At 73.4% G+C, this 25831-nt stretch carries 19 protein-coding genes; 5 read left to right on the top strand and 14 right to left on the bottom strand.

The window, feature by feature from the left end:
• A partial coding sequence (locus ACWGH1_RS09305) for a hypothetical protein (RefSeq protein WP_453408572.1) occupies positions 1–958 on the bottom strand: 958 nt, incomplete at its 3' end.
• 445 nt (positions 959–1403) lie between these two features.
• Here ACWGH1_RS09305 and ACWGH1_RS09300 point away from each other — a divergent pair.
• Complete coding sequence (locus ACWGH1_RS09300; RefSeq protein ID WP_453408571.1) at positions 1404–2555, top strand: PucR family transcriptional regulator; 1152 nt, start codon at positions 1404–1406, stop codon at positions 2553–2555.
• Between the two features lie 33 nt (positions 2556–2588).
• Here ACWGH1_RS09300 and ACWGH1_RS09295 read toward each other — a convergent pair whose 3' ends face one another.
• The 3 genes from ACWGH1_RS09295 to ACWGH1_RS09285 form a co-directional block, all read right to left on the bottom strand.
• Positions 2589–3410 (bottom strand): RNA polymerase sigma factor, encoded by an 822-nt coding sequence (locus ACWGH1_RS09295; protein WP_453408570.1) that lies wholly within the window; start codon positions 3408–3410, stop codon positions 2589–2591.
• A 275-nt stretch (positions 3411–3685) separates the two neighbouring features.
• The gene (locus ACWGH1_RS09290; RefSeq protein ID WP_453354837.1) at positions 3686–5083 is read right to left on the bottom strand and encodes a DUF1996 domain-containing protein; all 1398 of its coding nucleotides are present in this window, start codon (positions 5081–5083) and stop codon (positions 3686–3688) included.
• Between the two features lie 9 nt (positions 5084–5092).
• Positions 5093–5788, bottom strand: coding sequence for a DUF4142 domain-containing protein (locus ACWGH1_RS09285; RefSeq protein ID WP_453354838.1), 696 nt, complete (start codon positions 5786–5788; stop codon positions 5093–5095).
• Between the two features lie 364 nt (positions 5789–6152).
• On the opposite strand from ACWGH1_RS09285, the gene ACWGH1_RS09280 reads away from it, so the two are divergent.
• Positions 6153–7691, top strand: coding sequence for an alpha/beta hydrolase (locus tag ACWGH1_RS09280; protein WP_453354839.1), 1539 nt, complete (start codon positions 6153–6155; stop codon positions 7689–7691).
• Between the two features lie 91 nt (positions 7692–7782).
• Here the strand turns inward: ACWGH1_RS09280 and ACWGH1_RS09275 are convergent, their stop codons facing one another.
• Entirely contained in the window at positions 7783–8463 is a 681-nt protein-coding gene (locus tag ACWGH1_RS09275; protein WP_453354843.1) for a TetR family transcriptional regulator, read from the bottom strand.
• Positions 8464–8579: 116 nt separating this feature from the next.
• Here ACWGH1_RS09275 and ACWGH1_RS09270 point away from each other — a divergent pair, with 116 nt between their 5' ends.
• Positions 8580–9518 carry an SDR family oxidoreductase gene (locus tag ACWGH1_RS09270; protein WP_453408569.1) on the top strand — a complete coding sequence of 313 codons (939 nt, stop codon included), beginning with the start codon at positions 8580–8582 and terminating at the stop codon, positions 9516–9518.
• Here the strand turns inward: ACWGH1_RS09270 and ACWGH1_RS09265 are convergent.
• The 9 genes from ACWGH1_RS09265 to ACWGH1_RS09225 all read right to left on the bottom strand — a co-directional run bounded on the left by ACWGH1_RS09265 (position 9478) and on the right by ACWGH1_RS09225 (position 21590).
• Positions 9478–10788 (bottom strand): MFS transporter, encoded by a 1311-nt coding sequence (locus ACWGH1_RS09265; RefSeq protein WP_453354841.1) that lies wholly within the window; start codon positions 10786–10788, stop codon positions 9478–9480. The genes ACWGH1_RS09270 and ACWGH1_RS09265 overlap by 41 nt on opposite strands.
• Positions 10785–11198: a PaaI family thioesterase gene (locus ACWGH1_RS09260; RefSeq protein WP_453408568.1), complete on the bottom strand. Its 414-nt coding sequence runs from the start codon at positions 11196–11198 to the stop codon at positions 10785–10787. The genes ACWGH1_RS09265 and ACWGH1_RS09260 overlap by 4 nt, the downstream gene beginning before the upstream one ends.
• 77 nt (positions 11199–11275) lie before the next feature.
• The gene (locus ACWGH1_RS09255; RefSeq protein WP_453357369.1) at positions 11276–13297 is read right to left on the bottom strand and encodes an oxidoreductase; all 2022 of its coding nucleotides are present in this window, start codon (positions 13295–13297) and stop codon (positions 11276–11278) included.
• Between the two features lie 184 nt (positions 13298–13481).
• On the bottom strand, positions 13482–16505 hold the full coding sequence (locus tag ACWGH1_RS09250; protein ID WP_453408567.1) for an alpha-mannosidase: 3024 nt from the start codon (positions 16503–16505) through the stop codon (positions 13482–13484).
• Positions 16506–16548: 43 nt separating this feature from the next.
• Positions 16549–17418, bottom strand: a complete 870-nt coding sequence (locus ACWGH1_RS09245) for a carbohydrate ABC transporter permease (RefSeq protein ID WP_453355986.1) — start codon at positions 17416–17418, stop codon at positions 16549–16551.
• A complete protein-coding gene (locus tag ACWGH1_RS09240) occupies positions 17415–18338 on the bottom strand; it encodes a carbohydrate ABC transporter permease (protein WP_453355985.1) in 924 nt (307 codons plus the stop codon). Before ACWGH1_RS09240 ends, ACWGH1_RS09245 begins: the two co-directional genes overlap by 4 nt.
• The gene (locus ACWGH1_RS09235; RefSeq protein WP_453408566.1) at positions 18335–19654 is read right to left on the bottom strand and encodes an ABC transporter substrate-binding protein; all 1320 of its coding nucleotides are present in this window, start codon (positions 19652–19654) and stop codon (positions 18335–18337) included. The genes ACWGH1_RS09240 and ACWGH1_RS09235 overlap by 4 nt, the downstream gene beginning before the upstream one ends.
• A 319-nt stretch (positions 19655–19973) precedes the next feature.
• Positions 19974–20909 carry a serine/threonine dehydratase gene (locus tag ACWGH1_RS09230; RefSeq protein ID WP_453354924.1) on the bottom strand — a complete coding sequence of 312 codons (936 nt, stop codon included), beginning with the start codon at positions 20907–20909 and terminating at the stop codon, positions 19974–19976.
• 15 nt (positions 20910–20924) lie between these two features.
• Positions 20925–21590 (bottom strand): TetR/AcrR family transcriptional regulator C-terminal domain-containing protein, encoded by a 666-nt coding sequence (locus tag ACWGH1_RS09225; RefSeq protein WP_453354923.1) that lies wholly within the window; start codon positions 21588–21590, stop codon positions 20925–20927.
• A 191-nt stretch (positions 21591–21781) separates the two neighbouring features.
• Between ACWGH1_RS09225 and ACWGH1_RS09220 the strand changes: the two genes are divergently transcribed.
• On the top strand, positions 21782–23461 hold the full coding sequence (locus tag ACWGH1_RS09220) for a ricin-type beta-trefoil lectin domain protein (RefSeq protein ID WP_453354922.1): 1680 nt from the start codon (positions 21782–21784) through the stop codon (positions 23459–23461).
• A 64-nt stretch (positions 23462–23525) separates the two neighbouring features.
• A complete protein-coding gene (locus tag ACWGH1_RS09215; RefSeq protein ID WP_453354921.1) occupies positions 23526–25823 on the top strand; it encodes an alpha-N-acetylglucosaminidase in 2298 nt (765 codons plus the stop codon).
• Positions 25824–25831 lie beyond the last annotated feature (8 nt).

Below are 25831 nucleotides of genomic sequence, written 5' to 3'. Positions count from 1 at the left end.
CCGACGGACCGGCCGCCGCCCGGGCGGCGGCCGGCGCATCGCCGAGCGGACCGGGGCGCGCCCCGCCCGCGGCGGCCGACTGCGTCTGACGGGCCAGCCGCGCGGTCAGCCGCGCGGCCGCCCATTCGGCCGGCTTGCGGACGAACGGCCTCGGCGTGCGCGGCGGCCCCTGCCCGGGCGCGCGCGGCGGAGGCGGCGGCGCGACGGGCGGGCGGGCCGGAAGCGCACGCAGGCGCGCGCGCAGGCGGACGACGAGGACGGCGGCGACGCCGGCCAGGCAGAGTCCGTACGCCACCGTCACCCAACCGGAGGCGGGGCGGCCGGCCTTGAGGCCGTGGACCAGGGAGGCGCCCCAGGCCGGGTAGGCGCCCACGTGCAGGGCCCGCCACCAGATCGAGCGGCCCTTGGTGGCGAACGCGCTGCGGGCGGCTCCCGAGACGGCCACGGCGACGAAGAGGTACCCGGCGAGCGTGCCGAGTCCGATCAGGACGGGCCGGTCGGGGTCCGCGAACGGCAGGACGACGGACGCGGCGCCGGTCTGCGCCTGCGCGACCTTGACCCAGATGTGCAGGGCGAGGAAGGCCAGTCCGGCGACGGCGAGTCCGCGGTGCACCCCCTGGGCGACGAGCCGGTGGCCGGATGCCAGGAGCGTGCGGTCGGTGGCGGCCAGGCCCCACAGCACCGTGGAGGTGAGCGAGACGAGCGAGAGGACGCCCGCGCCGTAGTCCAGGAAGTCCCACAGCCGGGCCAGGGCGCCCGCCTGGACCGCGACGGTCAGCGAGACGAGGCCGGCGAGGGCGGCGGCGGACAGCGCGGCGGGGTGCAGTCCCCCGGCGGCGGACAGCAGCGGCGGCCGGCGCACGGCGCGCCGTCCCGCCGCCGCGGTGGCCGTACCGGCGTGGCGTCTGGTGCGGCGGGCCCGGTGAGAGCGTGGCGTACGCGGCTGGGGCAAGGGCATCTGGTTCTCCCATACGCCCGGGCCCGAGCACTCCACCTCGCGCTCGGCGCCCGGGGTAGTCGTCGGAACTGCTCCGCGGCGGGCGGGAGATGGCGCCTCACCGACCGGGAGCGGGGGCCGGAGTGCAGAAGCATCGTGGAGCTTCGCAGCACCTCCACGGGATTTATCGAAACGTGATAATTTCTGGCGCCCGCGCAGTCATCGCATCGAACATCCCCGGAAGATTCCCTTCCAGTGGTGCGGTCACGACGAGGTTGACGCCTTGTCCGCCGCCACACCTCCCCGACGGCAAAATCCAGGCAAGGTCGCGGGACTGCAAGTGGATGGCACGCTCCTGGAGGGAGTACGAGGCGTTCGAACTCCTCCGTCGGCACTGGCGCCGGCGGGGGAGGGAGGCGGCCCCGACAGGCTTGTCACCCTCCCACGGGGCAGGCCATACCCCGGCATGAACGAGGTAACAATGTGCGAACTGCTGAACCGCATCTGGTCCCGCCCCCGCGGCGAATGGACCCGGGTCCTGCGAAGGGAACTGCCCGCGCTGGCCGCGGGGATCGTGGAGGAGCTCCGGGAGGGCATTCCCGGATTCGGCGAACTGATCGGGGACACCGACGAAGAGGTGGTCAGACAGCGGGTGGAGACGGCGCTGCTCACCGCACTCGGGTACCGGGAGCCCTGCTCCGAGCCCGAGGGGGAGCGCCCGCAGGAGTCCGGACGCCCCGGCCGGGAGCCTTCCGCCAGCGGGCAGCTGGTGCCCCTCAAGGCCGTTCCCTCACCGCGCTCCGAGGCTCACGGCACCGCGGCCGAACGGGCTCGGCGGGAGCTCTTCACCGGCCTTACGAGTGACATGCCCATGTCTGAAATAGCCCTGTCGGAACTGGCCGCGACGGCCGGATGGCCCCTGCCGGCCACCGTACGCGCCGTCGCACCGGCCACCCCCGGGGAGATGCAGCAGCTGGCGGGCGTACTGGACGACGCACTCACCGGTATGGTCGGCGGCCAGCCGTGCCTGCTGGTACCCGCCCCCGATCCGGACGCCCGCGGACCGTTGGAGTGCGCGCTGCGCGGGCGTTTCGCCGCCGTCGGGCACCCCGTCGCCTTGCGGGACACCGCCTCCTCGCTGCGCTGGGCACTGCGCCTGCTCAACCTGACCCCCGCCCGGCCCGGCGCCGAGGCCCGCGCCGTCTTCGTGGACGACCACCTCTCCACCCTGCTGCTGCTCCAGGACGAACCCCTGGCGCACGCGCTGGCCGCGCGCTGGCTGCGGCCGCTGGCGGACCTGACCCCGCGCCAGAGCGAGCGGCTCGAAGTGACCTTGCTCGCCTGGCTGGAGGGCGGCGGCGCACCGGAGGCGGCCAAGGCGCTGAGCGTGCACCCCCAGACGGTGCGCTACCGCATGCGGCAGTTGGAGAAGCTCTTCGGGACGGGCCTGCGGGACCCGCGCACCCGCTTCGAGCTGGAGATGGCCCTGCGCACCCGCCGTCTGATGGCTCAGGTGCGTCGCCAGCACTCGCGCGTCAGCCGCCGGGCCCGCGTGGTGACCGCCGAGTTCCGGCCGCCGCTCGGCGCCGGCCGCATGGCCCGGGTCAACGGCCTCTAGTCCTCCGGCCTGCGGCCCCGGTTCCCGCCCCCGTCAGCGCGGCGCGGAACCGGGGCCGCAGGCGTGCGCGGCCATTGCCGCGTTCAGGTCGAGCAGCTCCGCGTACGCCCGCGAGCAGGAGCGGCATCCCGCCAGGTGCCGGCCGAGCCCCCCGGCGCGGGGCGCATCCCGGCGCCGGACGGCCGCGCCGAGCATCCGGGCGTACGGCCGGCAGCGGTCGTCGCCGGCCGGCCCGTGGCCGAGGTGGGCGCACAGGTAGGCCTCGCGCAGTCCTTCCCGGGCCCGGAAGGCCAGCGAGGTCACGGCGCTCGGGGTGATGCCGAACAGCGCCGGCACCTGGTGGCGGCAGTCGTCCTCGACGAGGGTGTGCCACAGCACGTCCTTCCAGCGCCGGGGCAGGGTGTGGAAGGAGCGGGCGGCCAGCCGGCGGTCCTCCTCGGACAGCAGCCGCTGCTGCGGGTCCTCACCGGCCGGCCCCGGACGGCACCAGGATTCGACATCGGCGGTCAGGACGGTCCGGCCGTCACCGGCCCGCCATTCGATGGCGGTGTGCCGGACCACCGCCAGCAGGTACGGGCGCCAGTGGTCCCGCGGCCCGGCGCCGGACCGGACGGCCTGGAGGGTGCGGACGAAGGCCTCGGAGACGAGGTCCTCGGCGTCCTGCGGGGCGCGGCAGCACCCACGCGCGCAGGCCAGGAGGGCGCCGCGGTGGCGCCGGTACAGCAGGTCGCAGACATAGGGGTCGGTGGCGCCCCGGGCGTAGGACCGCCTGAGCCGCCGGGTGAGTTCCCGCTCGCTGGGCGGCGCCCCGCCGTCGGGTGGTGCACCGGCCGTGGTGCGGTGAGAGCCGGACATGGCGATCGCTCCTCGCATGCGTCGGGGCCGTGCCGCCGCCGGGCGACGGCACGGCGCGGTGCCCGGGCCCACTGGGCTGCGGGCCGGGGCCGCGCACCGGGCGCCCCCGGGCGGGGGGGGGGGGTGCGCGGCACTGGGGGCGCGCCCCGGCCTGCGGGGGGGGCCGGGCCGCCGCGGGGCCCCGCCCGGGGGGGGGGCGGGGCCTAGGGGGGGTCCGCCCCGCCACCGCTCTCGGGGCGACGCGGGGAGTGGGAGGGGGCGTCGCCCCGAGGGTCTCAGCGGCAGGCCTGCCCGCCGTTGATGCAGCGCACGGCGCCGGCCATCAGACCGTCCGACATGACGTTGATGAAGTCGCCGTGGTCGGTCACCGGCTTGTGCAGTTGCTCGGGGAAGCTGTCCACGGCGAACCGCGCGCCGGGCGGCACCGCGTAGGTGATCCGCTGCACGAGCTGCGGGATGGCCTTGAACCCGGACGGGCAGGAGCCGTCACGGCTGGCGAAGGCCACGTGGGTGCGGTGGTTGGCGCTGTCGGCGTTCTTCCCGTCCCAGCAGCTCTGGAAGTTGAACGTCCGTACGACGTCGCTGCCCTTGGGGCAGACCGGGTACTTGTCCTTCAGCTGGCGGTTCTCGAACCCGGTGCAGCTCCAGGAGGCGTTCGCGTTGGCCGTGCCGTTGGTGAGGGCCTTCGCGTCACCGGTGATGATCCGCAGGAAGCGCGGCATGGCGGTGACCGGTCCCGTGGCACTGCCCTTGAAGTCGATCGTCACCTGCTTCGGCTGGAGGATGGTGCCGACGTTGGCGTCCTGGCCGCCGCCCGGTGCCTTGGCGTCCTTCTCCGCCTGGCCGTCGCGCAGCCGCAGCACCGGCCAGTAGTAAGTGGACTGGTCACCGTTCGTACAGGTGGTGCCGGAGGCCGCGAGGCTCTTGTTGGTGGAGAACCCGTCCGTCGTCTTGTTGCCGACGTAGTCGTGCATGTGGTGCGCGCCGTTGCCGACGCCCGGCGCGACGATCACGTTGTCCGGGTTGAGGTGGCGGTTCTCGTTGCGTCCGCACTGGACGGCGAAGGAACCCTTGGACGCCTTCGCCTGCGGAGCGGGGTTGCGTACGTTGGGCTTCACCGTGCCGATGACGACGAAGTCGGAGCGGGCCGGGCCGCTGCCCTTGCCGCCGCCGCTCTTGCCCTGGGCGAGTCCTTGCGCGTCGGCCGGGGCCCCCGCCTCGGCGGCGGTATCAGCGGCGTCGGCGGCTGCGGCCTGCTTCATCGAGCAGCCGCTGAGCGCCTCCAGCCCGTCGGGACGGGCCGCGGACCGCCCGATGGCGTCGGCCATGCCGGTGATGGTCTGCTGCCGCTTGCCCTTCAACTCGTTCAGCAGGGCGTCGCCCTGGGCCCGGCCGGTGGCGAGGCGCTGGTAGGAGTCGGCGATCTGGGTGTCCAGCTGCGCGAGGTCCTGGTCGACTTCGGCGCGTACGGGGTCCGGTACCTCGCGGAGCCGGTCACCCACGTCGGGGCAGTCGATGGTGGCGGTCACCGGCGCCTTGCGCGCCGAGTCCTGTCCCGCGGAGGCCGCCTGTTCGACTATCACGACTCCGCCGCCGCCCAGGACCAGGGCGGACACGAGGGCGAGGGCCTTGTGGGACGGCCTCAGTCGGCGTTTGTGGCCCTTTGGGCTCATGCGATCACTTCACTTCGTCGGTCGGGGAACGGTGGATGGGGCGGGCGAGACGTCCGCCAGGCCGTCGAAATCGACGAGGCCGCTGGCTTCGAGGACCGAGATGTGGTCCAGAACGGTGGAGTTGGCGTCGGTGGCCAGGTCCCGCACCATCGAGTTGCGCGTCTGGGCGCGGATCTGGGCGACGAGGGCGAACACCTTGCCGTGCGCCCGGCGCAGCAGCTGGACGAACAGCCGCTCGTACTCGTTGCCCTGGGCCTTGTCGAGCTGGTCGAGCCAGCCCTGCTGCTGGGCGCTGGGCCGGTCGGGCAGTTCCATGCCGAGGGCCTGGCCCACCTCCCTGACATGGCGGTCGAGTGCGGTGTGGCCTTCGATGAGGTGCTCGCCCGCGGTGCGGACGGCCGGGCGGGTGGCCCGCTGTTGCGCCTGTCGTCCTGCGGGCAGCTCCCACAGTCCGGCGAGCCGCACCTTGCGGACGAAGTCCCGGTCCTGGGCGGTCAGCGGCCCGAAGGCGGTGCTCATGGTCCCGGCGCCGTCGTCGTCGCCGGAAGGGGCGGCGGCCGCGGCCGCGGTGCCGCCGAACTTCTGCACCGGGATCAGCAGCGCGACCAGCGTGAACGCGAGGGCGCCGATGACGATGAGCGTCCCCATCACGTGTCGCGAGGCGACGGACATGGCGGCGCCGTTCGACCGGCGGAATGACAGCACTGTGCCTCCTTGCTGCGTGGGCAGGGAGGGGCGGCATGGCCGGAGTGTCCGGCGGCCACGCCGTGTGCACCCGAGCTCCCTGGGTGCCAAGGGACGCTAGTGCCAGTCGGGGTGCCCGTTCGGAAGGACCATCACGAACGGACAAAGATCCGGGCAACGCCTCGTACGGCTGGTACGGTGCCGCGTTCGGCCTGTGCTCCGCCCGGGAACCCAATCCGCTTGGCGTGTCGGCCAGTTGTCCGGAATTGCCTTCATTCGCGGGGAGGACGCGGACCAGCTCTCCGGGAGGATCCGCTCCGGGCCGGCGTGCCACAGGGTGGACGGGAACCGTCGCCCCGCCGAAAGGAACGGCCTCCCTGTGCGCATGAAACGCCTCACACCGCTGCTCGCCGCAGCCGGGCTCATCGCCACCGCCCTCCCGCTGCTGGCCGCCCCCCAGGCGTCCGCCGCCCCCGACACCGGGTTCGTCGCGCAGGAACCCGCCTGGCACCGGTGCAGTGCGGACCAGCCGGCCGCGTACGAGTGCGCGGCCATCAAGGTCCCGCTGGACTACCGCCGCCCCTCGGGGCGCACGATCGACCTCGCGATATCCCGGATGAAGAGCGGGAACCCGGCGAAGCGGCACGGCGTGATGCTGCTGAACCCCGGAGGTCCGGGCGGCTCGGGACTCGATCTGCCGCTGCAGATGAACGAGCAGATGCCCGAGCCGGTCCGGGAGCAGTACGACCTGATCGGGTTCGATCCGCGCGGGGTCGGCGCGAGCAGTCCGGTCAGCTGCGGACTGGCCCCGGAGGAACAGGACATCCTGCGGCCCTACCGGCCGGAGGGCTTCCCCTCCGACGTGGCGTGGGCGCGGACCGTGGCCGACAAGTGCCGTGCGGCATCGGGCCCGGTGCTGCCCTTCATCACCACGCGCAACACCGCACGGGACATGGACGCGATCCGTTCGGCCCTGGGCGAGCGGAAGATCTCGTACCTGGGCTACTCGTACGGGACCTACCTGGGCGCGGTGTACACCCAGTTGTTCCCGGCCCGCACGGACCGCTTCGTACTGGACAGCGGCGTCGACCCGCAGCGGATCTGGCGCGGCATGTTCCAGGTGTGGGCGAGCGAGGCGGAGCCCGCGTTCGCGCGCTGGACGCAGTGGACGGCGCGGCGTTCGGCCGAGTACGGGCTCGGCGACACCCCGCAGGCGGTCTCGGAGACGTTCTGGGCGCTGGTGGCCCGCGCCGACAAGGACCCGATCCCGCTCGACGGCGCGAAGCTGACGGGTGATGACATCCGGGCGATGCGGGCGGCCTTCTTCTACCCCGCGCAGGCGGCTCCCGCCGTCAAGGCGCTCAAGGACGCGTCCGAGGGCAGGCCGGCCGCGCTGTCACCGGCGCAGCGGAAGCTGCTGCGGCCCGCCGCGGAGCCGGCCTCGGACAACGGCACGGCCGCGCTGCTGGCCGTGGTGTGCGGGGACACGGAATGGCCGCGCTATCCCGAGCAGTACGAGCGGGAGACAGTCCGGGACAAGGCCGCGTACCCGCTGTACGGGGACTTCCCGTCCAACATCAAGCCGTGCGCCTTCTGGCCGAGGCCGATCGAGGCCGCCACGCCGATGAGGACCCCGGCGCAGGTGCTGACGGTGCAGAACGAGTGGGACTCGCAGACCCCACTGGTCAGCGGCCAGGGCCTGCACCGCGCGCTGAACGGCTCGCGGATGGTGCTGGCGGAGGGCGGCGAGGGGCACGGGGTGTACCTGGTCGACCCCGCCTCCTGCGTCATGGCACCGGTCGGTGCCTACCTCACCACGGGGCGGCTGCCGGCGCGGGACGTGACGTGCCGCAGCGCTCCCGGCTCGGCCGAGCGGCGCTCCGCGTCGCCCGGCCCGTCGCTTCCGACGCCGTTCCTGTTCTGATCCTCCCGGTCCGGCCCGGCCGCAGCCGAACGGCCGGTACGCCCCCGATGCCCGAGCGGCGCGGGGGCGTTGCCGTGCGCCGGTCCGGCGGTCAGGAGGTCCGGGCCCGCGCCAGCAGCCCCGACAGCAGGAGCTCCAGCGTCCCGCGGAGCGTGGGGGCGAAGTCGACGCACAGCGCGCCGAGCGACGGGTCGGCCTCGTAGGCCGCGCGCATGGCGGCGGAGGGGTGGGCGTGGGCCCAGACGGCGCCGCTGACCATGGTCGCGGACAGGACGAACCGGAAGGCGTCCCCCTCGCCCAACTCCGGCAGGTGGGAGGCGATCTGCCCGGCCAGGGCCGTGGCGCTGGCCATGGCGGCCCGCTTGTAGGCCGCGGCGACCTGCGGGGAGACGTTCCGCTCCAGTACGGCGGCCTGGGCGCTGATCAGGTCGCACAGCACCGGGCGGTCGACCAGGGCCCGCGCGAGGCAGTCCGCGACCCGGTCGGCCCGCTCGGCCGCCGGGGCGTCCGCCACCGCCCGGGCGAGCGCGCCGTCGAGGTGGTCGACGAGCTCACGGGACGCGGCGGCGAGCAGTTCCAGCAGGACGGCCTCGCGGGACTCGAAGTAGCGCAGCACGTTCGACTTGGCGAGGCAGACCCGGCGCGCGAGCTCGTTCAGCGTCACCTGGGCGACCGGCATCTCCGTGAGCATGGCGGCCGCCGTGTCGAGGATCGCCTGGCGGCGGGCGGCGCGCTGCTCCTCGCTGCGGGCGCGCTGGAACTTCGTAGGCAGGGTCACCCGACCAGCGTACAGACCTGCGGTCTGTTGTTATCAGACCAGCGGTCTGCTAGCTTCGGAACGAGCATCAGACCGTCGGTCTGTTATCGCACTTCCCCGAGGAGTACGTCATGTACGCCGTTCCCGACCAGTCCGGAAAGCTCGCCGTCGTCACCGGCTCCAACAGCGGCACGGGCAAGGAGGCCGCGCGCCGGCTCGCCGAGGCGGGCGCGCACGTCGTGCTCGCGGTGCGTACGCCCGCCAAGGGGGAGCAGGCCCGCGCCGAGATCCTGGCCCGGCATCCGCACGCCCGGGTGGAGGTGCGCCGGATCGACCTGGCCGACCTCGCCTCGGTCACCGCCTTCGCCGACGCGTTCCTCGCCGACGGCGTCCCGCTCGACCTGCTGGTCAACAACGCCGGAGTGATGGCTCCCCCGACCCGGATGACCACCGCCGACGGCTTCGAGCTCCAGTTCGGCAGCAACTTCCTCGGCCCGCTGGCGCTGACGGTACGGCTGCTCCCCGCCCTGCTCACGGCGGCCGCCCCGCGCGTCACCACGATGAGCAGCAGCACCGCCAACTTCGGCAGGCTCGACTTCGACGACCTCCAGTGGGAGCGCCGGCGTTACGTCCCGATGCTCACCTACGCCCAGTCCAAGCTGGCCGACCTGATGATGGCCCGCCACCTGGCCGTCCTCGCCGCCGGACAGAAGTGGCCGCTGCGCAGCACCGCCGCCCACCCCGGCTACACGAAGACGAACCTCCAGACCGCCGGCGCCAGCCTCGGCCGGGGCGGGCCCTCCCGGCTGCACGGCCTCGTGAGCAAGCTGGACTTCCTCCCGAAGCAGGAGGTCGGTCCGGGTACGGAACCGCTGCTGTACGCCGCCACGAGCCCGGACGCGACCGCCGGCGGCTACTACGGCCCGAGCGGGCTGTTCGGCCTGGTCGGCCCGACGGCCGAGTCCCGCATCACCCGGCGCGCCCTGGACCCCGCCGCCAACGCCCGGCTCTGGGCGGTGGCGGAGCGCCTCACGGGCGTCGGCCCCGCTGTGGCCGCCGCAGCCGGCTGAGCCGTACGGGCCCGGTCGCGGGCCAGACCCCTGCGGGCGCGGTCGCGGATCCGGCGCGGGGCCCGCTCGCGCGCAGCGGGGTGAGCAGCCCCGCACCCACGATCAGCAGGCAGAACGCCCCGCCGCCCAGGGTGACGGCGGGGACCCCGTGCCGGGCGGCCAGCGCGGTGAGCACGGCCGCCCCCGCCGGGCCCGAGGCGTTGTGCACCGTCCAGAAGGCGGAGGTGACCCGGCCCAGCAGGTGTGCCGGGGTCACCTCCTGGCGCAGGGTCATGGAACAGACGCCGCCGAGGGTCAGCCCGAACATGAACAGGGCGGCCGGCCACGCGATGACCGGCGCACTCCGGCTGACGCCGATTCCGGCGAAGGCCACCGCGATCGCGCCGACCGAGCCCAGCCAGCACACCCCGAACCCGAGCCGCCGGCGCAGCGGTCCGGCGGCGAAGGCGCCCGCGAGCGTGCCCACTCCGCTCGCCGCCATCACGTAGCCGAGGGTGGCGGAGCCCTCGTGCAGGTCGTGCTCGACCCGGTAGATCAGCAGGTCGGTCGCGCCGAGGGTGACGAAGGTCAGCAGGGTGAGCAGGACGGTCAGCGGGCGCAGCAGCGGGTGCGCCCACAGGAACCGGAACCCGGCCGCGAACATCTCGCGCAGCATCGCGGCTCCGCCCGGCCCCGGCCGCTCCCCCGCGTCGCCCGGCCGTGGGCTGAACCGGACCCGGAGCAGGCTGACGGCGGAGACCAGGAACGTCGCGCCGTCCAGCCCCAGGGCCCAGGCCGGGCCCACGCCGGCCGTGACGGCCCCCGCGATCACGGGCCCGAGCAGGGTGCCCTGGGCGAAGGCGCTCATCAGCCGCCCGTTGGCCCGGCCGAGGTCCTCGGGCGGCACCAGGGCCGGTACCGCCGTCACGTAGGCCACGTCGAAGAGGCCCTTCAGCACGCCGGCCGGCGCGGTCAGCAGGTACAGCAGCCAGACGCCGTGGGTGGCCGGCCACAGCAGGGGCACCGCCCCGAGCAGCAGGGCCCGCGCCAGATCACAGACGATCATCAGCCGACGGCGGTCCGCCCGGTCGACCACGTAGCCGGCGAAGGCGCCGGTCACCACCGCGGTGGCCGCGGAGACCACCGTGACGAGCCCCATCTGGAAGACCGACCCGGTGGCGGCCAGCACCAGCAGCGGCAGCGCGACCGCGGAGACGGACCCGCCGAGGACGGACAGCGCCTGCCCGAGCCAGAAGACGTTGAAGTCCCGGTTGCGGGAGAGGGTCCTCACCCGAGCAGTGCGTAGACCGTCGAGGCCTTCGCGGCCGGTTCTGCCGAGCCCTCGGCGGTCATGGTGATGTCGGCGAAGGCCATCCGTTTGCCGAGCTTGGTGATCCGTACGTCGATCAGCACGTCGGCGCCGAGGACGGGCCGCTGGAAGCTCGTGGACTGCTGGACGGTGGTCATCGGCCCGTACCCGCCCCGGGCGGCGCAGACGGCGATGACGCCGGCGGTGTCGGCGGCGGCCATCAGGGCCTGGCCCGACAGCCCGCCGCCGTCCCGGGCCAGCTCCTCGGACCACGGCAGCCGCAGTACGGCGTGCCGCTCCCCGGTCTCCCGGACGGTGAGGCCGAGGGCGAGCACCCAAGGGGCGAAGCTCTCGGCGAGGATCCGGTCGGCGTCTGCCGGTGTGAGGGTCATCAGGGGATTGTGGCGGCCCGCCCGGGGCCGCCACAACACGATTGGTGCGTAAGGGGGTTGGCGCCGGTTTTACCGGGTCACAGGCTCGCGGCGAGCTCCGTGCCCTGACGGATGGCCCGCTTGGCGTCCAGTTCGGCGGCCACGTCGGCGCCGCCGATCAGGTGGGCGGCGACACCGGACGCGCGCAGCGCCTCGTACAGGTCGCGGCGCGGCTCCTGCCCGGTGCAGAGCACGACGGTGTCGGCGGCCACCAGGCGCTGCTCGCCGTCGACGGTGATGTGCAGGCCCTCGTCGTCGATCCGGTCGTACGTCGCCCCGGCCACCGAGACGACGCCGCGGTGCTTGAGTTCGGCGCGGTGGATCCAGCCGGTGGTGGTGCCGAGGCCGGCGCCGACCTTGGTGGTCTTGCGCTGGAGCAGGTGGACCCGGCGCGGCGGCGCGGGCCGCTCGGGGGCGGCGAGGCCGCCCGGGCCGGTGTACGCCGTGTCGACGCCCCAGTGGCGGAAGTAGACGGCCGGGTCCTGTGAGGCGCCCTCGCCGCTGTCGGTGAGGAACTCGGCCACGTCGAAGCCGATGCCTCCGGCGCCGACGACGGCGACGCGCTCGCCGACCGGGGCGCCGTCGCGCAGGACGTCGAGGTAGCTCACCACGTTGGGATGGTCGACGCCCTCGATCTCGGGGGTGCGCGGGGTGACGCCGGTGGCGACGACGACCTCGTCGTAGCCCTGGAGGGTCTCGACGTCGGCGCGGGTGTTCAGGCGCAGGTCGATGCCGTGGGCGGTGAGCCGGTTGCCGTAGTAGCGGATGGTCTCCGCGAACTCCTCCTTGCCGGGGATGCGGCGGGCGATGTCCAGCTGGCCGCCGATGTGCCCGGAGGCCTCGAAGAGAGTGACGGCGTGGCCGCGCTCGGCGGCCGAGACGGCACAGGCCAGTCCGGCCGGGCCGGCCCCGACGACGGCGACGCGCTTCTTCAGCTTGGTCGGGGAGAGGACCAGTTCGGTCTCGTGGCAGGCGCGCGGGTTGACCAGGCAACTGGTGATCTTGCCGCTGAAGGTGTGGTCGAGGCAGGCCTGGTTGCAGCCGATGCAGGTGTTGATGGTCTCGGCGGCACCGGCACGCGCCTTGCTGACGAACTCGGCGTCGGCGAGGAAGGGGCGGGCCAGCGACACCAGGTCGGCGCGCCCGTCGGCCAGCAGTTCCTCGGCGGTCTCCGGCGTGTTGATGCGGTTGCTGGTGACGAGGGGAACGGACACCGCGCCCATGAGGCGCTTGGTGACCCAGCTGTAGGCCCCGCGCGGGACGGAGGTGGCGATCGTGGGGATGCGGGCTTCGTGCCAGCCGATGCCGGTGTTGATGATGGTGGCGCCGGCCGCCTCGATCTCCTTGGCGAGGCGGACGACCTCTTCCAGGGTGGAACCGCCCGGGATCAGGTCGAGCATCGAGAGGCGGTAGATGAGGATGAACTCCTCCCCCACGGCCTCGCGGGTGCGCCGCACGATCTCCAGCGGGAAGCGGACGCGGTTCTCGTACGCCCCGCCCCAGCGGTCGGTGCGCCGGTTGGTGGCGGCGGCGATGAACTCGTTGATCAGGTAGCCCTCGGAGCCCATGATCTCGACGCCGTCGTAGCCGGCCAGCTTGGCTAGGCGGGCGGCGCGGACGAAGTCCTCGACGGTCCGCTCGACCTGTATGTCGGTGAGCTCGTTCGGGACGAACGGGCTGATCGGGGCCTGGAGGGGAGAGGGGGCGACCAGGTCCTTGTGGTAGGCGTAGCGGCCGAAGTGGAGGATCTGCATCGCGATCTTCCCGCCTTCGGCGTGCACCGCCTCGGTGATCACCCGGTGCTCGGCGGCCTCCTCCTCGGTGGTGAGGCGGGAGCCGCCCTCGAAGGGGCGGCCGGCGTCGTTGGGGGCGATGCCGCCGGTGACGATGAGGCCGGCGCCGCCGCGGGCGCGTTCGGCGTAGAAGGCGGCGAGGCGCTCGAAGCCGCCCTCGTGCTCTTCGAGGCCGGTGTGCATGGAGCCCATGATCACGCGGTTCGGCAGGGTGGTGAAGCCGAGGTCCAGGGGGCTCAGCAGGTGCGGGTACCGGCTCTGGGACATGGGGGGCGCCTCCTCGCGCGGGGGTGATGGACCTGTTCTAGCGAGGGACACCAGGTTTTGCAACTAGGTGCATAAGAGGCTGGGGGCCGCCCTCCCGGGAATTCCCGGGAAGGACGGCCCCCCTTGTGGCGCAGTTCACGCCCCCGCGGGCGCCCGTTCGACCGCGGTTCGGCGCACGGACCGGTCAGCCGCGGCGGAGGCGGACCGTGACGATCTGGAACGGGCGCAGGGTCAGCGGGAGGGCCCCGGCGGGGGTGGGCGCGCCGAGGGCGGCGGGCGGCAGCGGCCGCTCCAGCAGGTCGCACTCGGTGGCCACCACGGGGCCGAAGTCCGCCGTCAGGGTGGCCGTGGCCCGGCCGCCCAGGGACTCGTACAGCCGGACGACGACGTCCCCGCTGCGGTCCTCGGCCAGCTTGACCGCCGCCACCACCACCGCGTCGTTGTCCACCGCCACCAGCGGCGCCACCGGGCCCGCCCCGGACACCACCCGCTCCGGCAGGTTCAGGGCGTGCCCCTCGCGCACGGCGTCGCCGATCGTCGCGCCGGGCGCCAGCGAGAAGCCCACCGTGTGGGTGCCCTGGTCGGTCTCCGGGTCGGGGTAGCGCGGGGCGCGCAGGAGCGAGAGCCGGACGGTGGTGGTCTGGCCGCCGTCGGGGCGTACGTCCCGGGTCACGTCGTGGCCGTACGTGGAGTCGTTGAGGACGGCGGCGCCCCAGCCGGGTTCCCCGGCGTGGATCCACCGGTGGGCACAGATCTCGAACTTGGCGGCCTCCCAGGAGGTGTTGGTGTGGGTGGCCCGGTACACGTGTCCGAACTGGATCTCGGCGGCGGAGCGGTCGGCCTTCACGTCGAGCGGGAACGCGGCCTTGAGGATCTTCTCCGTCTCGTACCAGTCCACTTCGGTACGGATGTCGACCGTCTTGGCACCCGCCCGCAGCGCGACCGTCTGCACCGCCCTGGACGAGCCGAAGGAGCGGACGGCCCGGACCTCCGCCGATTCCGGCCCGGCCGCGGTCGTTTCCAGTGCGTCCAGATCCACCAGGTCGGTGACCCTGTGACGGTAGGAGGCGTCGAGGTCCCAGGCGTCCCACATGTTCGGGAAGTCGGGGTGGATCTGCAGGAGGTTCGCGGCGCCCCCCGGCGCGACGGACTCCCGGCCGGCCTCCAGGTCGTAGGCCGACACGATCAGCCCGCGGCCGTCGACCTCCACCCGCAGCCGGCCGTTGGCGAGGATGTACCCGCCGGCCGGCCGCTCGCCGAGGGTGACCGGCCCGGCGGCCGGCTCCGGCACCCCGGCTCCCCCGGCCGGGACACCGCGCCGGTGGTGCGGGGCGCAGTTGAAGACCAGTTCCCGGGTTCCCTTCCCGGCCAGTGCGAGCTGCGCGGCCAGGGTGATCCCGCCCAGCTCCTCCCGTACCCGGCGGTACGTCTCGCGCGCCTCGCGGTGCACCCAGGCGATGGAGGAGCCGGGCAGGATGTCGTGGAACTGGTGGAGCAGCACCGTCTTCCAGATCCGCTCCAGGTCCTCGTACGGATACGCGTACCCCGCGACCCGGACCGCGGCGGTCGCCGCCCACAACTCCGCCTCGCGCAGCAGTGACTCGGCGCGCCGGTTGCCCTGCTTGGTCTTGGCCTGCGAGGTGTAGGTGCCCCGGTGCAGCTCCAGGTACAGCTCTCCGGCCCAGACGGGGGCGTCCCGGTACTCGGCGTGCGCCTTCTCGAAGAAGGCGTCGGGCCGCTCGATCTCCACGCGCGGCGAGCCTTCCAGGTCGCGCAGGCGCCTGGCCCTCGCCAGGTGCTCGCGGGTGGGGCCGCCGCCCCCGTCCCCCCAGCCGAAGGGCACCAGGGAGCGCGAACCGCGGCCCTTCTCCCGGTAGTTGCGGGCGGCGTGGGCCAGTTGCGCGCCGCCCAGGTCGCTGTTGTAGGTGTCGACGGGCGGGAAGTGCGTGAAGACGCGGGTGCCGTCGATGCCCTCCCACCAGAAGGTGTGGTGGGGGAACGCGTTGACCTGGGACCAGGAGATCTTCTGGGTCAGGAACCAGGTGGAGCCGGTGAGTTTGACGATCTGCGGCAGGGCTGCGGTGTAGCCGAAGGAGTCGGGCAGCCAGACGTTGCGGGTCTCGATCCCGAACTCGTCCCGGAAGAACTTCTTGCCGTAGAGGAACTGGCGGACCATGGCCTCGCCGCCCACCATGTTGGTGTCGGACTCCACCCACATGCCACCGACCGGCACGAACTGCCCGTCGGCGACCTTCTTCTTGATCCGCTCGAAGAGCTCGGGCCGGTGCGTCTTGATCCAGTCGAGCTGCTGCGCCTGGGACATGGCGAAGACGAATTCGGGGTGCTCGTCCATCAGGTTCACCACGTTCGACGCCGTCCGCGCCACCTTGCGGACCGTCTCGCGCAGCGGCCACAGCCACGCGGAGTCGATGTGGGCGTGGCCGACCGCGCTGATCCGGTGCGCGGAGGCGTTGGCGGGGGTGGCGAGCACCCCGGCGAGCCGGGCCCGGGCGGCGGCCGCCGTGCCGGGGACGTCATCGAGGTCCAGGGCGTCCAGCGAGGCGTCGACGGCGCGCAGGACCGCGTACCGCCGGGCGTCGTCCCCGTCGAGCTGCGTCATGAGGCCGTGCAGGACGTCGAGGTCCTGTACGAGTTCCCACACCTCGGTCTCGAAGACGGTGAGGTCCATCCGGGCGAGCCGGTAGAGGGGCTGGTCCCCGCTCGTCTGCCGGTCCCCCTCGCAGGTGGGCCGGTGCTCGACGAGCACGGGGTTGGCGGCGGCTTCGACGTACCACTCGATCCGCTCGCCGCCCTCGGCGCGGTCGGCGACGCGCACCCAGTCGTTGTACGGGTTGAGGGCCTTGATCTCGGAGCCGTCCGCGCCGTGGACCAGGCCCTCGCACTGGAAGCCCGGCATCATCCGGTCGAACCCGAGGTCGAGGACGGCTTCGACGCTGCGGCCCGCCCAGTCGTCCGGGACGGTGCCGGTGACCTTGAACCAGGTGGTGCCCCAGGCGGGGCCCCACGGGTCTCCGGTCGCGCAGGGCCGGTAGCGGGCCGCCAGTCCCTCTCCCACCGGGACGGGCTCGCCCGGAGCGTCCCAGCGCTCGACGGTCAGCGGCAGGGAGCGGGAGTGGACGGCGGGTGTGATGCGCTCCTTGAGGACCCGGCGGAGGCGGAGTTCGGCAACGCTGCGGTCGTCGTGCATGACGGCTGCTCCAGGAGGGGAAGGGCGGGTGGCGGGGCGGGGCTCAGAGTTTGACGGCTCCCTCGCCCACGCCCTTGAAGAAGTAACGCTGGAGGGCGAAGAAGAGGAGCATCATCGGGATCAGCGCGGCCATCGCGCCGGCGGCGATGATCCGCTGGTCGTTGACGGTGGTGGCGCCGGCCAGGGTCTTCAGGCCGAGTTGCAGGGTGTAGTGCTCGCTGTCGGTCAGGACCAGCAGGGGCCACAGGAAGTCGTCCCAGGCGCCGATGAAACTGGTGAGGCAGACGACGGCCAGGGCGCCCTTGGCGGACGGCAGGAACACCCGGGAGAAACGGGTCCACTCGCCGGCGCCGTCCAGCAGTGCGGCCTCCTCGATCTCCCGGGGGACGGCGAGGAAGGCCGCCCGCATGACCATGATGTTGAGGACGGAGACGGCGCCGGGCAGCCAGACCCCGATGAGCGTGTCCACCAGCCCCATTCCGCGCACGGTGAGGAACATCGAGATCATGACGGACTCGAAGGGGAACATCAGGGTCGCCACCAGCACGGTGAAGACGCTCTTGCGGCCCTTCCAGCCGGTGCGGGAGAGCGCGTAGCCGCCCATCGAGGCGAAGACCGCGTTCGAGGTGACGGCGAGGGCCGCCACCACCAGCGTATTGCCGGTGTACTGGAGGAGCGGGAACGATTCGGCGACCCGGACGTAGTTGTCGAGGGTGGGCCGGGACGGCAGGACGCCGTCGTACACGTTCTCCGTACGGCCGCGCAACGACGTCAGGAACTGCCAGACGATCGGTCCGAGCACGACGACGAGCAGCAGGCCCAAGGTGGCGTAGCGGCCGGCCAGTCCGGTCAGCCGGCGGCCGCGCCCCGCGCGCCGGCTCCGTTCGCCGCGGGCCGCGGCCCGCGCGCTCAACTCTCGTCCCCCTTCGAGAGTCGGCGGCCCAGCAGGCTGAACACCAGCGTCAGGAGGAACAGCAGGAGGGAGACGGCGCAGGCGTAGCCGGTCTCGCCGGAGAAGCCGAGGCCGACCTGGCGGATCAGGAAGGGCAGGGTACGGGCTCCTCCGCCGGGGCCGCCGCTCTCGCCGCCCAGGATGTAGATCTCGGTGAACACGCGCAGCGCGGAGATCGCCGAGAGGGTGCCCACGAGGAGCATCATCGGTTTCACCTGGGGGACGGTGACGCTGAAGAAGCGTCGGACGGCGCCCGCTCCGTCGAGGGCGGCCGCCTCGTAGAGGGAGACGGAGACGTTCCCGAGGGCCGCCAGGTAGAAGACCATGTAGTAGCCCAGGCCCTTCCACACGGTCACGGTCATCGCGGAGACCAGCAGCATGGTGCTGTCGGTCAGGAACGGGACGGGCTCGGAGACGAGGTGGAGGCCGCGGAGGACCATGTTGACCAGGCCGTCGCTGCGCAGTACCCACTGCCACATCAGGCCGACGACCACCGCGGAGGCGATCACCGGGGTGTAGAAGGCCGACCGGAAGAAACCGATGCCGGGGATCTTCGTGCGCACGAGGACCGCGAGGGCCAGCGGGAGCAGGACCAGGCAGGGCACGACGACCAGCAGGTAGAGCACGCTGTTGCCGGTCGCGAGCCAGAAGTCGGGGTCGAGGAAGGCGCGCCGGTAGTTGGCGAAACCGGTGAAACGGCCACCGCGCAGGATCCGGGCATCGGTGAAGGAGAGGATCACCGTGTTCAGGAACGGCCAGATGCTGAAGAGGAGCACCAGCAGCAGTCCGGGGGCGAGGAAGAGGTACGGGGCCCACCGCGCCTGCCGGCGAGCCGCCCCGGCAGCCGCGGACCCGGCCGCGCCGGGCGCCGCCGCCCTCATTTCGCCGCCGCGTCGGCGAGCAGCCTGTTCGCCTCCTCCTGCGCCTTCCGCACCGCCGTCGCGGCGTCCTGCTCGCCCTTGACGGCCTTCTGCACCTCGCGGACGACCGCGTCACCGACCTGGTTGGTCCACTGCACGGGGGTGTTGGCGTCGAGTTCGGCGGTCTTCAGCTCCTCGGCGCCCACCGCCCGGGCCAGCGTCTCGGCGTCCTTGCCGTCGCCCCGGTCGGAGAAGTAGGGGTCCGTCAGGCCCTTGGCGTTGGACGGGTAGATGGTCGCCTTCTTGGCGAACGCGACCTGGTTGGGGCCGTTGGTGACCCATTTGGCGAATTCCGCCGCGGCGTCCGGATGCGCGGTGTCCTTGCGGATGCCGAGCGACTGGGCGTAGACGCCGATGTGGCCGAACCGTCCGGTGACGGCGCCCGCGACCCGGGTGGTGGCGTAGACCTGGGGGGCGTTCTGCTTGATGTCCTTGACGAAGCCGGGCGAGCCGGGGCCGAAGACGAGTCTGCCCGCGCCGTAGAGCTGGTTGATGTCGTCGGACTTGAGGAGGGATTCCCTGGGCATGGCGCCCTTGGCGTAGAGGGACTTCATCCGCTCGACCCACTCGACGGCCTTGGGGGTGTCGAAGGCGAACCCGTCCTTCGCGCCGTTCAGGATCGGGACGCCCATCTTCTGCCAGTCCCCGGGGAGCCGTCCCTTGGGGTCGGCCATGAAGGCGGCGTACTGGCCGCCGGACCTGTCGGCGATCCGCTCGGCGTAGTCGAAGAACTGCTCCACGCCCACCGGCGGTCTGTCCGGGTCCAGTCCGGCCTTGCGGAAGAGGTCCGTGTTGTACGTGAGGATCTCCGGGGTCACGTACCAGGGGTAGGCGAAGACGCTGTCGCCCTTGCCGGGCAGTTTGAACTGCTCCCAGGCTCCGGGGACGTACTCCCCGGCCACTTCCGGGTCGAGCCGTGCGACGTCCGCCAGCATGCCGCGGTCGCCGAGGAGCTGGAAGGAGTCGGTGGAGAGGTTGACGACGTCGGGCAGGGCGCCGGCCTGGGCGTCGGCGACGAGCTTTTCGTTGTAGCCCTCGCCCGGCACGTCCTCCCACTTCACCTTCACGTCGGGGTATTTCCGCTGGAAGGCGTCGATGACCCCTTGGACGTACGTGGTGAACACCGGTTTCAGCTGGAGGGTGCGGAAGGTGATCTCGCCGGCCACCTTGCCGGTCCTCGCCGCTTCCCGCGCTTCTCCCGGGCCGCCGCCGAGCCCGCACGCGGCGGCCGGCAACAAGGTGCCCGCGGCGAGGGCGGCGAGGACCGTGCGCGTCATGGGGGAACGGGGCATCGTCGCGGCCTCCAGGGGGGATTTCCGGCAGCGCTGCCGGAGAGCGGTGACCACGCTCGCCCGGATCCGGGGGCCCGTCAACGTGGCCGGAGACCCACTGGCCGGACCGTTGCGGGCGCCCCGTCCGCACGGGAACCCCGGGCAGGCGCACATCCTTTCGTCAACACCGTGACCACCTGGACTAATGCGCATTAGCCGACCATCGCCCGCCCGTCATATCAATTCCGTAACGGGCGCCTTTCCGGCAGAGGTTGGCTTCTTGTGTACGTTTCCCGAACGGGGCCCGGAGGCGGGCTAATGCGCTTTACCCGATGCCCGGGGAAAGGTCGCCGGGGTCCGTGTTGGCGCCGCAGAGGATGACGGCGACCCGCTCGCCCGCCGCCCGTGGAATCCGGCCGAGTGCCGCCAGGGCGGTGGCGGCGCCCGCCTCGACCACGAGCCGGTGGTCCTCCCAGAGTCCGCGCCGGGCGGCCGTGATCGCCGCGTCCGGCACCAGCACCGAGTCGACGCCCTCGTGCCGGGCGGCGGCCAGCGCGTCGGCGGAGACCCGGGTCGCCCCGAGCGAGTCGGCGGCGACCGAGTCCACCGGCACGTCCACCGGCCGGCCCGCCTCCAGGGCCGCGTTGAGCGCCCGGCAGTGCTCCGGTTCGGCGGCGACGACCCGTACGCCGTGTTCGCGGGCGGCGGTGGCGACGCCCGCGAAGAGCCCGCCCCCGCCGACCGCCACGACGACCGTGTCCAGGCCGGGCAGCGCGGCCCGGATCTCGTCGAGCAGGGTTCCCGCGCCCGCCGCGATCAGCGGATGGTCGTAGGCGTGGCTGCTGAGGGCGCCGCCGGCGGCCGCGAACTCCCGGCAGGCGGCCAGGGCTTCGGCGTACCGGTCGCCGACGAGGCGTACGTCGGCCCCGTAGCCGCGCAGCCGTTCCACCTTCACCCGGGGCGCGCTGACGGGCAGGAACACGGTGGCGGGCACGGACTGGGCGCGCGCCGCCCAGGCGCAGGCCAGACCGGCGTTGCCGCCGGAGGCGATGGTGACGCCGGCGGGCGGGAGGGGGCCGGCGGCGCGGTGGGCGGCGAGGAAGTTGTGGGCGCCGCGGGCCTTGAAGGAGCCGGTGTGCTGGAGGTGTTCCAGGGCGTACCAGACGCCGTCGGCGGCGGGCACCACGGCGGCGGGCCGGATCACCCCGGCTATCCGGCCGGCGGCGGCGCGTACGGCGGCGTAGTCGAGCTGCTGTTCCATGGACGTCGGTCCCTTTCAGCGGGCGGCGGGGCGGGATCGGGAAGCGACCGGACGGGAGGCCGCGATGAGCTGGCGCAGGGCCCCGTAGTACACCTCGTGGTCGGTCAGGGCGGGCAGCACCTCGCTGATCCCGGCGGAGAGCACCGGGAACTCGGCGGGGTCCAGGGCGGCCAGGGCGGCACGCGAGGCCGCGGTGGCCCCCGCCGGGTCACGGTGGTCGACGAAGGCGGCGCTGCCCAGGGTGAGCAGGTACATCCGGCGGTAGACGGTCATCGCCTCGGCGGCGCTCATCCCGGCGGCGACGCTGTCGGCGATGGCGGGTTCGACGAGCCGCGCGAGCAGTTGGCGGCCCAGCCAGGGCCGCCCCCCGCGCAGCACCAGCAGCCCGGGGTGGGCGACGAGCAGCCGGTAGAGGGCCGAGAAGCGCAGCTCGGCGGCCTCGGCCCAGTCGGCCGTGGCGGGGATGTCGGGCAGCCGGGCGGCCAGGTGCTCGGTGCAGAGGTCCAGCAGCCCGGCGAGGTCGACGCAGCGCCGCTGGACGGTGGCGTGGGAGACGCCGAGCCGGTCGGCGAGGGCGCGGAAGCTCAGGGCGCCGGGCCCTTCCTCGTCCAGGATCGCCAGGGCGGCTTCGGCGATCGCCGCCGGGGTGGCGCGGTCGAGGGCGGCTGATCTGCGGGGCATGGATACACCGTAACAGACGACGTCACATACGACGTCTCAATGCGGCGGCCGCCTCGATCGTGTGACACGGACTGCGCCCATATTGCTGGTCATCGGGATGAAAGCCCCGAAGGCTGTTGACAGTGGGTGATCGCACCGCTGCACTGAGCGCTCGACAGCCCGTCGGTACCTCCCCCACTCAAGGAGATCCCGTGCCGCCTCGCCCGCGTGCGTCGCTCCCCTGTCTGACCGCGGCCGCCCTGCTGGCCCTCGCCCTCGGCGCCGCCCCGGCGGCGGCCGAGCCCACCGCCACCTCCGACGCCCCGCTCGCGCTGACCCCGCCGATGGGCTGGAACAACTGGGCGCACTACATGTGCGACATCGACGAGGCGAAGGTGGTCGCGAACGCCGACGCCCTCGTGGCCACCGGGCTCGCCGCCAAGGGCTACGACACGGTGACGGTCGACGACTGCTGGATGGCGAAGTCCCGGGACGCGGACGGCGATCTGGTCACCGACACCCGGAAGTTCCCGCACGGCATGGCGTGGCTCGGGAACCACCTGCACGCCAAGGGGCTGAAGTTCGGCATCTACCAGGACGCCGGTTCCCTGACCTGCGAGCGCTACCCCGGCAGCGGCGCGCCCGCGGGCGGCGGCCCGGACCACTACGCCCGCGACGCCCGGCTGTTCGCGTCCTGGAACGTGGACTACGTCAAGATGGACGGCTGCAACCTGTACGTGCCGCCCGGCACCACCAAGGAACGGGCCTACCGCGACGCCTACCACGCCGTCGCCCGGGCCCTGCGCGACAGCGGACGCGACATGGTGCTGTCCGCCTCCGCGCCGGCCTACTTCCAGCAGGGCGAATGGGGCGGACCCGAGTGGCACAAGGTGCTCCACTGGGTCGGCGAGACCGGCCAGCTGTGGCGCGAGGGCAAGGACATCAAGGTCTACGACCCGAAGGCGCCGAACACCTCCCGCTGGGGGTCGGTCCTCGGCAATTACGGCTACAACCGCTGGCTCGGCCGGTACGCCGGCCCGGGCAACTGGAACGACCCGGACTTCCTGATCGCGGGCGCGCCCGGGCTGAGCGGGGCGGAGAGCCGCAGCCAGGTCGGCCTGTGGGCCATGATGGCGGCCCCCTTCATCCTCTCCTCGCAGGTGTCCGAGCTGACCCCGGCCGGGCTCGCCGCCCTCGGCAACACCGATCTGATCGCGCTCGACCAGGACCCGATGGGCCGTCAGGGCGCCGTCGTCTCCTCCAACGCCACCTTCGACGTCCTGGCCCGGCCCCTCGCGAACGGCGACCGCGCGGTGGCCGTCCTCAACCGCTCGGGGCGGGCCCGCGACATCGCCGTGCCGCTCGGCGAAGTCGGCCTGCCCGGCTGCACCGCCGACGCCAAGGACCTGTGGAGCGGCAAGAGCGAGCGCACCGGCGCCACGCTGACCGGGAGGGTGGCCGCTCACGACACCGGCGTCTGGCGGCTCACCCCGCGCGGCTGCGCGGGGGCGGTGCCGACCGGGCAGATCGCCGGAGCGGGCGCCCGGTGCGCCGACGGAGCCAACACCACGGGGCCCGGCGCCGTGGTGATGGCCGCCTGCACCGGCGCCCCCGACCAGCGGTGGAGCCTCGGGGACGGCGCGACGCTGAAGCTGGCCGGCGGCTGCCTGTCGGCGGGGGACGTGGGCGTGGTGGAGCTGGCCCGGTGCGCGCCCGGGCAGCCGGGACAGAGCTGGGAGCACGACCGCAGCGGCACCCTGACGGAGACCGTGAGCGGGCTGTGCCTGACCGCCCCCGCCGCGACGGCCGCCCCGGACGCCCCCGCCGGCCGGCTCCGGCTCGCCGCCTGTGGTGACCACCGGGTCGACCAGACCTGGGCCCTGCCGGTCTGACGGCGCGCCCTACCGCCCTTCCCGACCCGTCACAGGACCCGACACAGAGGACGACGCACACCCGATGCCACGCGTTCCGCGCCCCCGCACGCGCCGATCCGTCGCGCTCGCGACGCTTCCCACCGCGCTGCTGACCCTGATCCTCGGTACCGTCCCCGGGGCGGCGGCCCCCGCTGCCGCCTCGCCCACCCGAGCCGATGCCCGGGCCGGTGCCCCGGCCGGTGTACGTGCGCAGCCGCGCCCCGCGCCCCGGCCCCGCACCTTCGACACCGGCCCGGCGCGGGACGCCCTGCGGCGGCTGCTGCCGCGCCACGCCGGGCAGTTCGACCTGGTGCCCGACGCCTCCGCCGGGGACGACACCTTCACCGTCTCCGGCAGCCCGGGCGCGATCACGGTGCGCGGCTCCACCGGGGCGACGCTGCTCACCGGCGTCGGCTGGTACCTCCAGCACATCGCCGGCGCCGACATCGGCTGGCCCGGCGACAGCATCGGCATGCTGCCCGCCACCCTGCCGGGCGTGCCGAGCCCCGTCACCCGTACCGCCCGCGTGCCCCACCGGTACGCGCTGAACGACACCGACGACGGCTACTCGGGCCCGTACCGGTCCTTCGAGGAACACCAGCGGCAGATCGACCTGCTCGCGCTGCACGGCGTCAACGAGGTGTTCGTGCAGACCGGCGCCGAGTACCCGTACTACCGGGCGCTCCAGCGGTTCGGCTACTCGGCTGCGGAGCTGCGGAAGTGGATCCCGGCCCCCGGCCACCAGAGCTGGTGGCTGCTGCAGAACCTCAGCGGCTTCGGCGGCCCGGTCACGGAGCGGCTGATGCGCGAGCGCGCCGACGTGGGCGCCCGGATCGCGGACCAGCTGCGCGGCCTCGGCATGACACCGGTCCTGCCCGGCTACTTCGGCACCGTCCCGCCGGGCTTCGCCGCGCGCCACCAGGGCGCGTCCACCGTGGCGCAGGGCGACTGGGCCGGCTTCGACCGGCCTGACTGGCTCGACCCGGCCTCCCCGGCGTTCGCGGAGCTGGCCGCCGCGTACTACGGCGAACAGCGGGAGGTCTTCGGGGACAGCACGATGTACCGGATGAGCCCCCTGCACGAGGGCGGCCGGACGGGCTCGGTGGACGTCCGCGCCGCCGCGGGCGCCATCCAGCGCGCGCTGTGGGCGGCGCACCCGGGCGCGCTGTGGGCGGTGCTCGGCTGGCAGGACGACCCGACGAAGGAACTGCTGGCCGGGGTGGACACCTCGAAGCTGCTGATCCTGGACGGCCTGTCCGACCGGTACAACCGGCTGGACCGGGAGGCCCGTTGGGGCGGCGCCCCGTACGCGATGGGCACCATCTACAACTTCGGCGGGCACACCACGATCGGCGCCAACACCTCGGTGTGGACCGACCGGTTCGGCACCTGGCGCGACAAGCCGGACAGCGCCCTGCGGGGCACCGCGTACCTGCCGGAGGCCACCGGCACCAACCCGGCGGCCTTCGACCTCTTCACCGACCTGGCCTGGGAGCCGGGGCCGGTCGACCAGCGCAAGTGGTTCGCCGACTTCGCGGCCCGCCGCTACGGGCGTCCCGACAGCCATGCCGCGGCGGCCTGGGAGGAGCTGCGCAAGGGCCCGTACAGCACCTCCTCCGGCTTGTGGTCGGAGTCGCAGGACAGCCTCTTCACCGCCCGGCCGAGCCTGACGGCCACCGGCGCCGCGCACTGGAGCCCCAAGTCCATGCGCTACCCGGCTGATTCGGTACGCCGGGCGCTGGACCACCTGCTGGCGGTGCCCCCGGCGCTCAGGTCCTCCAGCGCCTACCGCTTCGACCTGGTGGACACCGCCCGCCAGGCGCTGGCCAACCACTCGCGGGTGCTGCTGCCGAAGATCCGGGCCGCCTACGAGGCCAAGGACCTGACCCGGCTGCGGCAGCTGACCGCCCAATGGCGCGACGAGGAGCGCAAGCTCGACGCGGTCACCGGCTCCGACCCCCACTTCCTGCTGGGCCGCTGGCTGGCCGCCGCCCGCGCCCGGGGCGCCGACCGGGCCGAGCAGGACCGCTACGAGTACGACGCGCGCTCCATCCTCAGCGTGTGGGGGCAGCGGAGCACCAGCGAGGGCGGCTTCCTGCACGACTACGCGAACCGCGAGTGGAGCGGCCTGGTCTCCGAGTTGTACGCCGCCCGCTGGGACCGCTACTTCGCCTCGCTGGAGGAGGCGCTGGTCAAACGCGCCGCCCCGAAGGAGATCGACTGGCACGCCTTCGAGGAGGCGTGGGCCCGGCGCACGACCCGCCACCCGTCGGCCCCGAACGGCGACCCGCACGCGCTGGCCGCCGCGGTGGCGGCGGCGCTGCCTAAGGCCGGTACCTGAACCGCGGC

It is taken from the genome of Streptomyces sp. NPDC054883 (assembly GCF_053610645.1).
The sequence above is the reverse complement of the archived record's forward strand: the minus strand, read 5'-3'. Positions and strand labels throughout refer to the sequence as shown.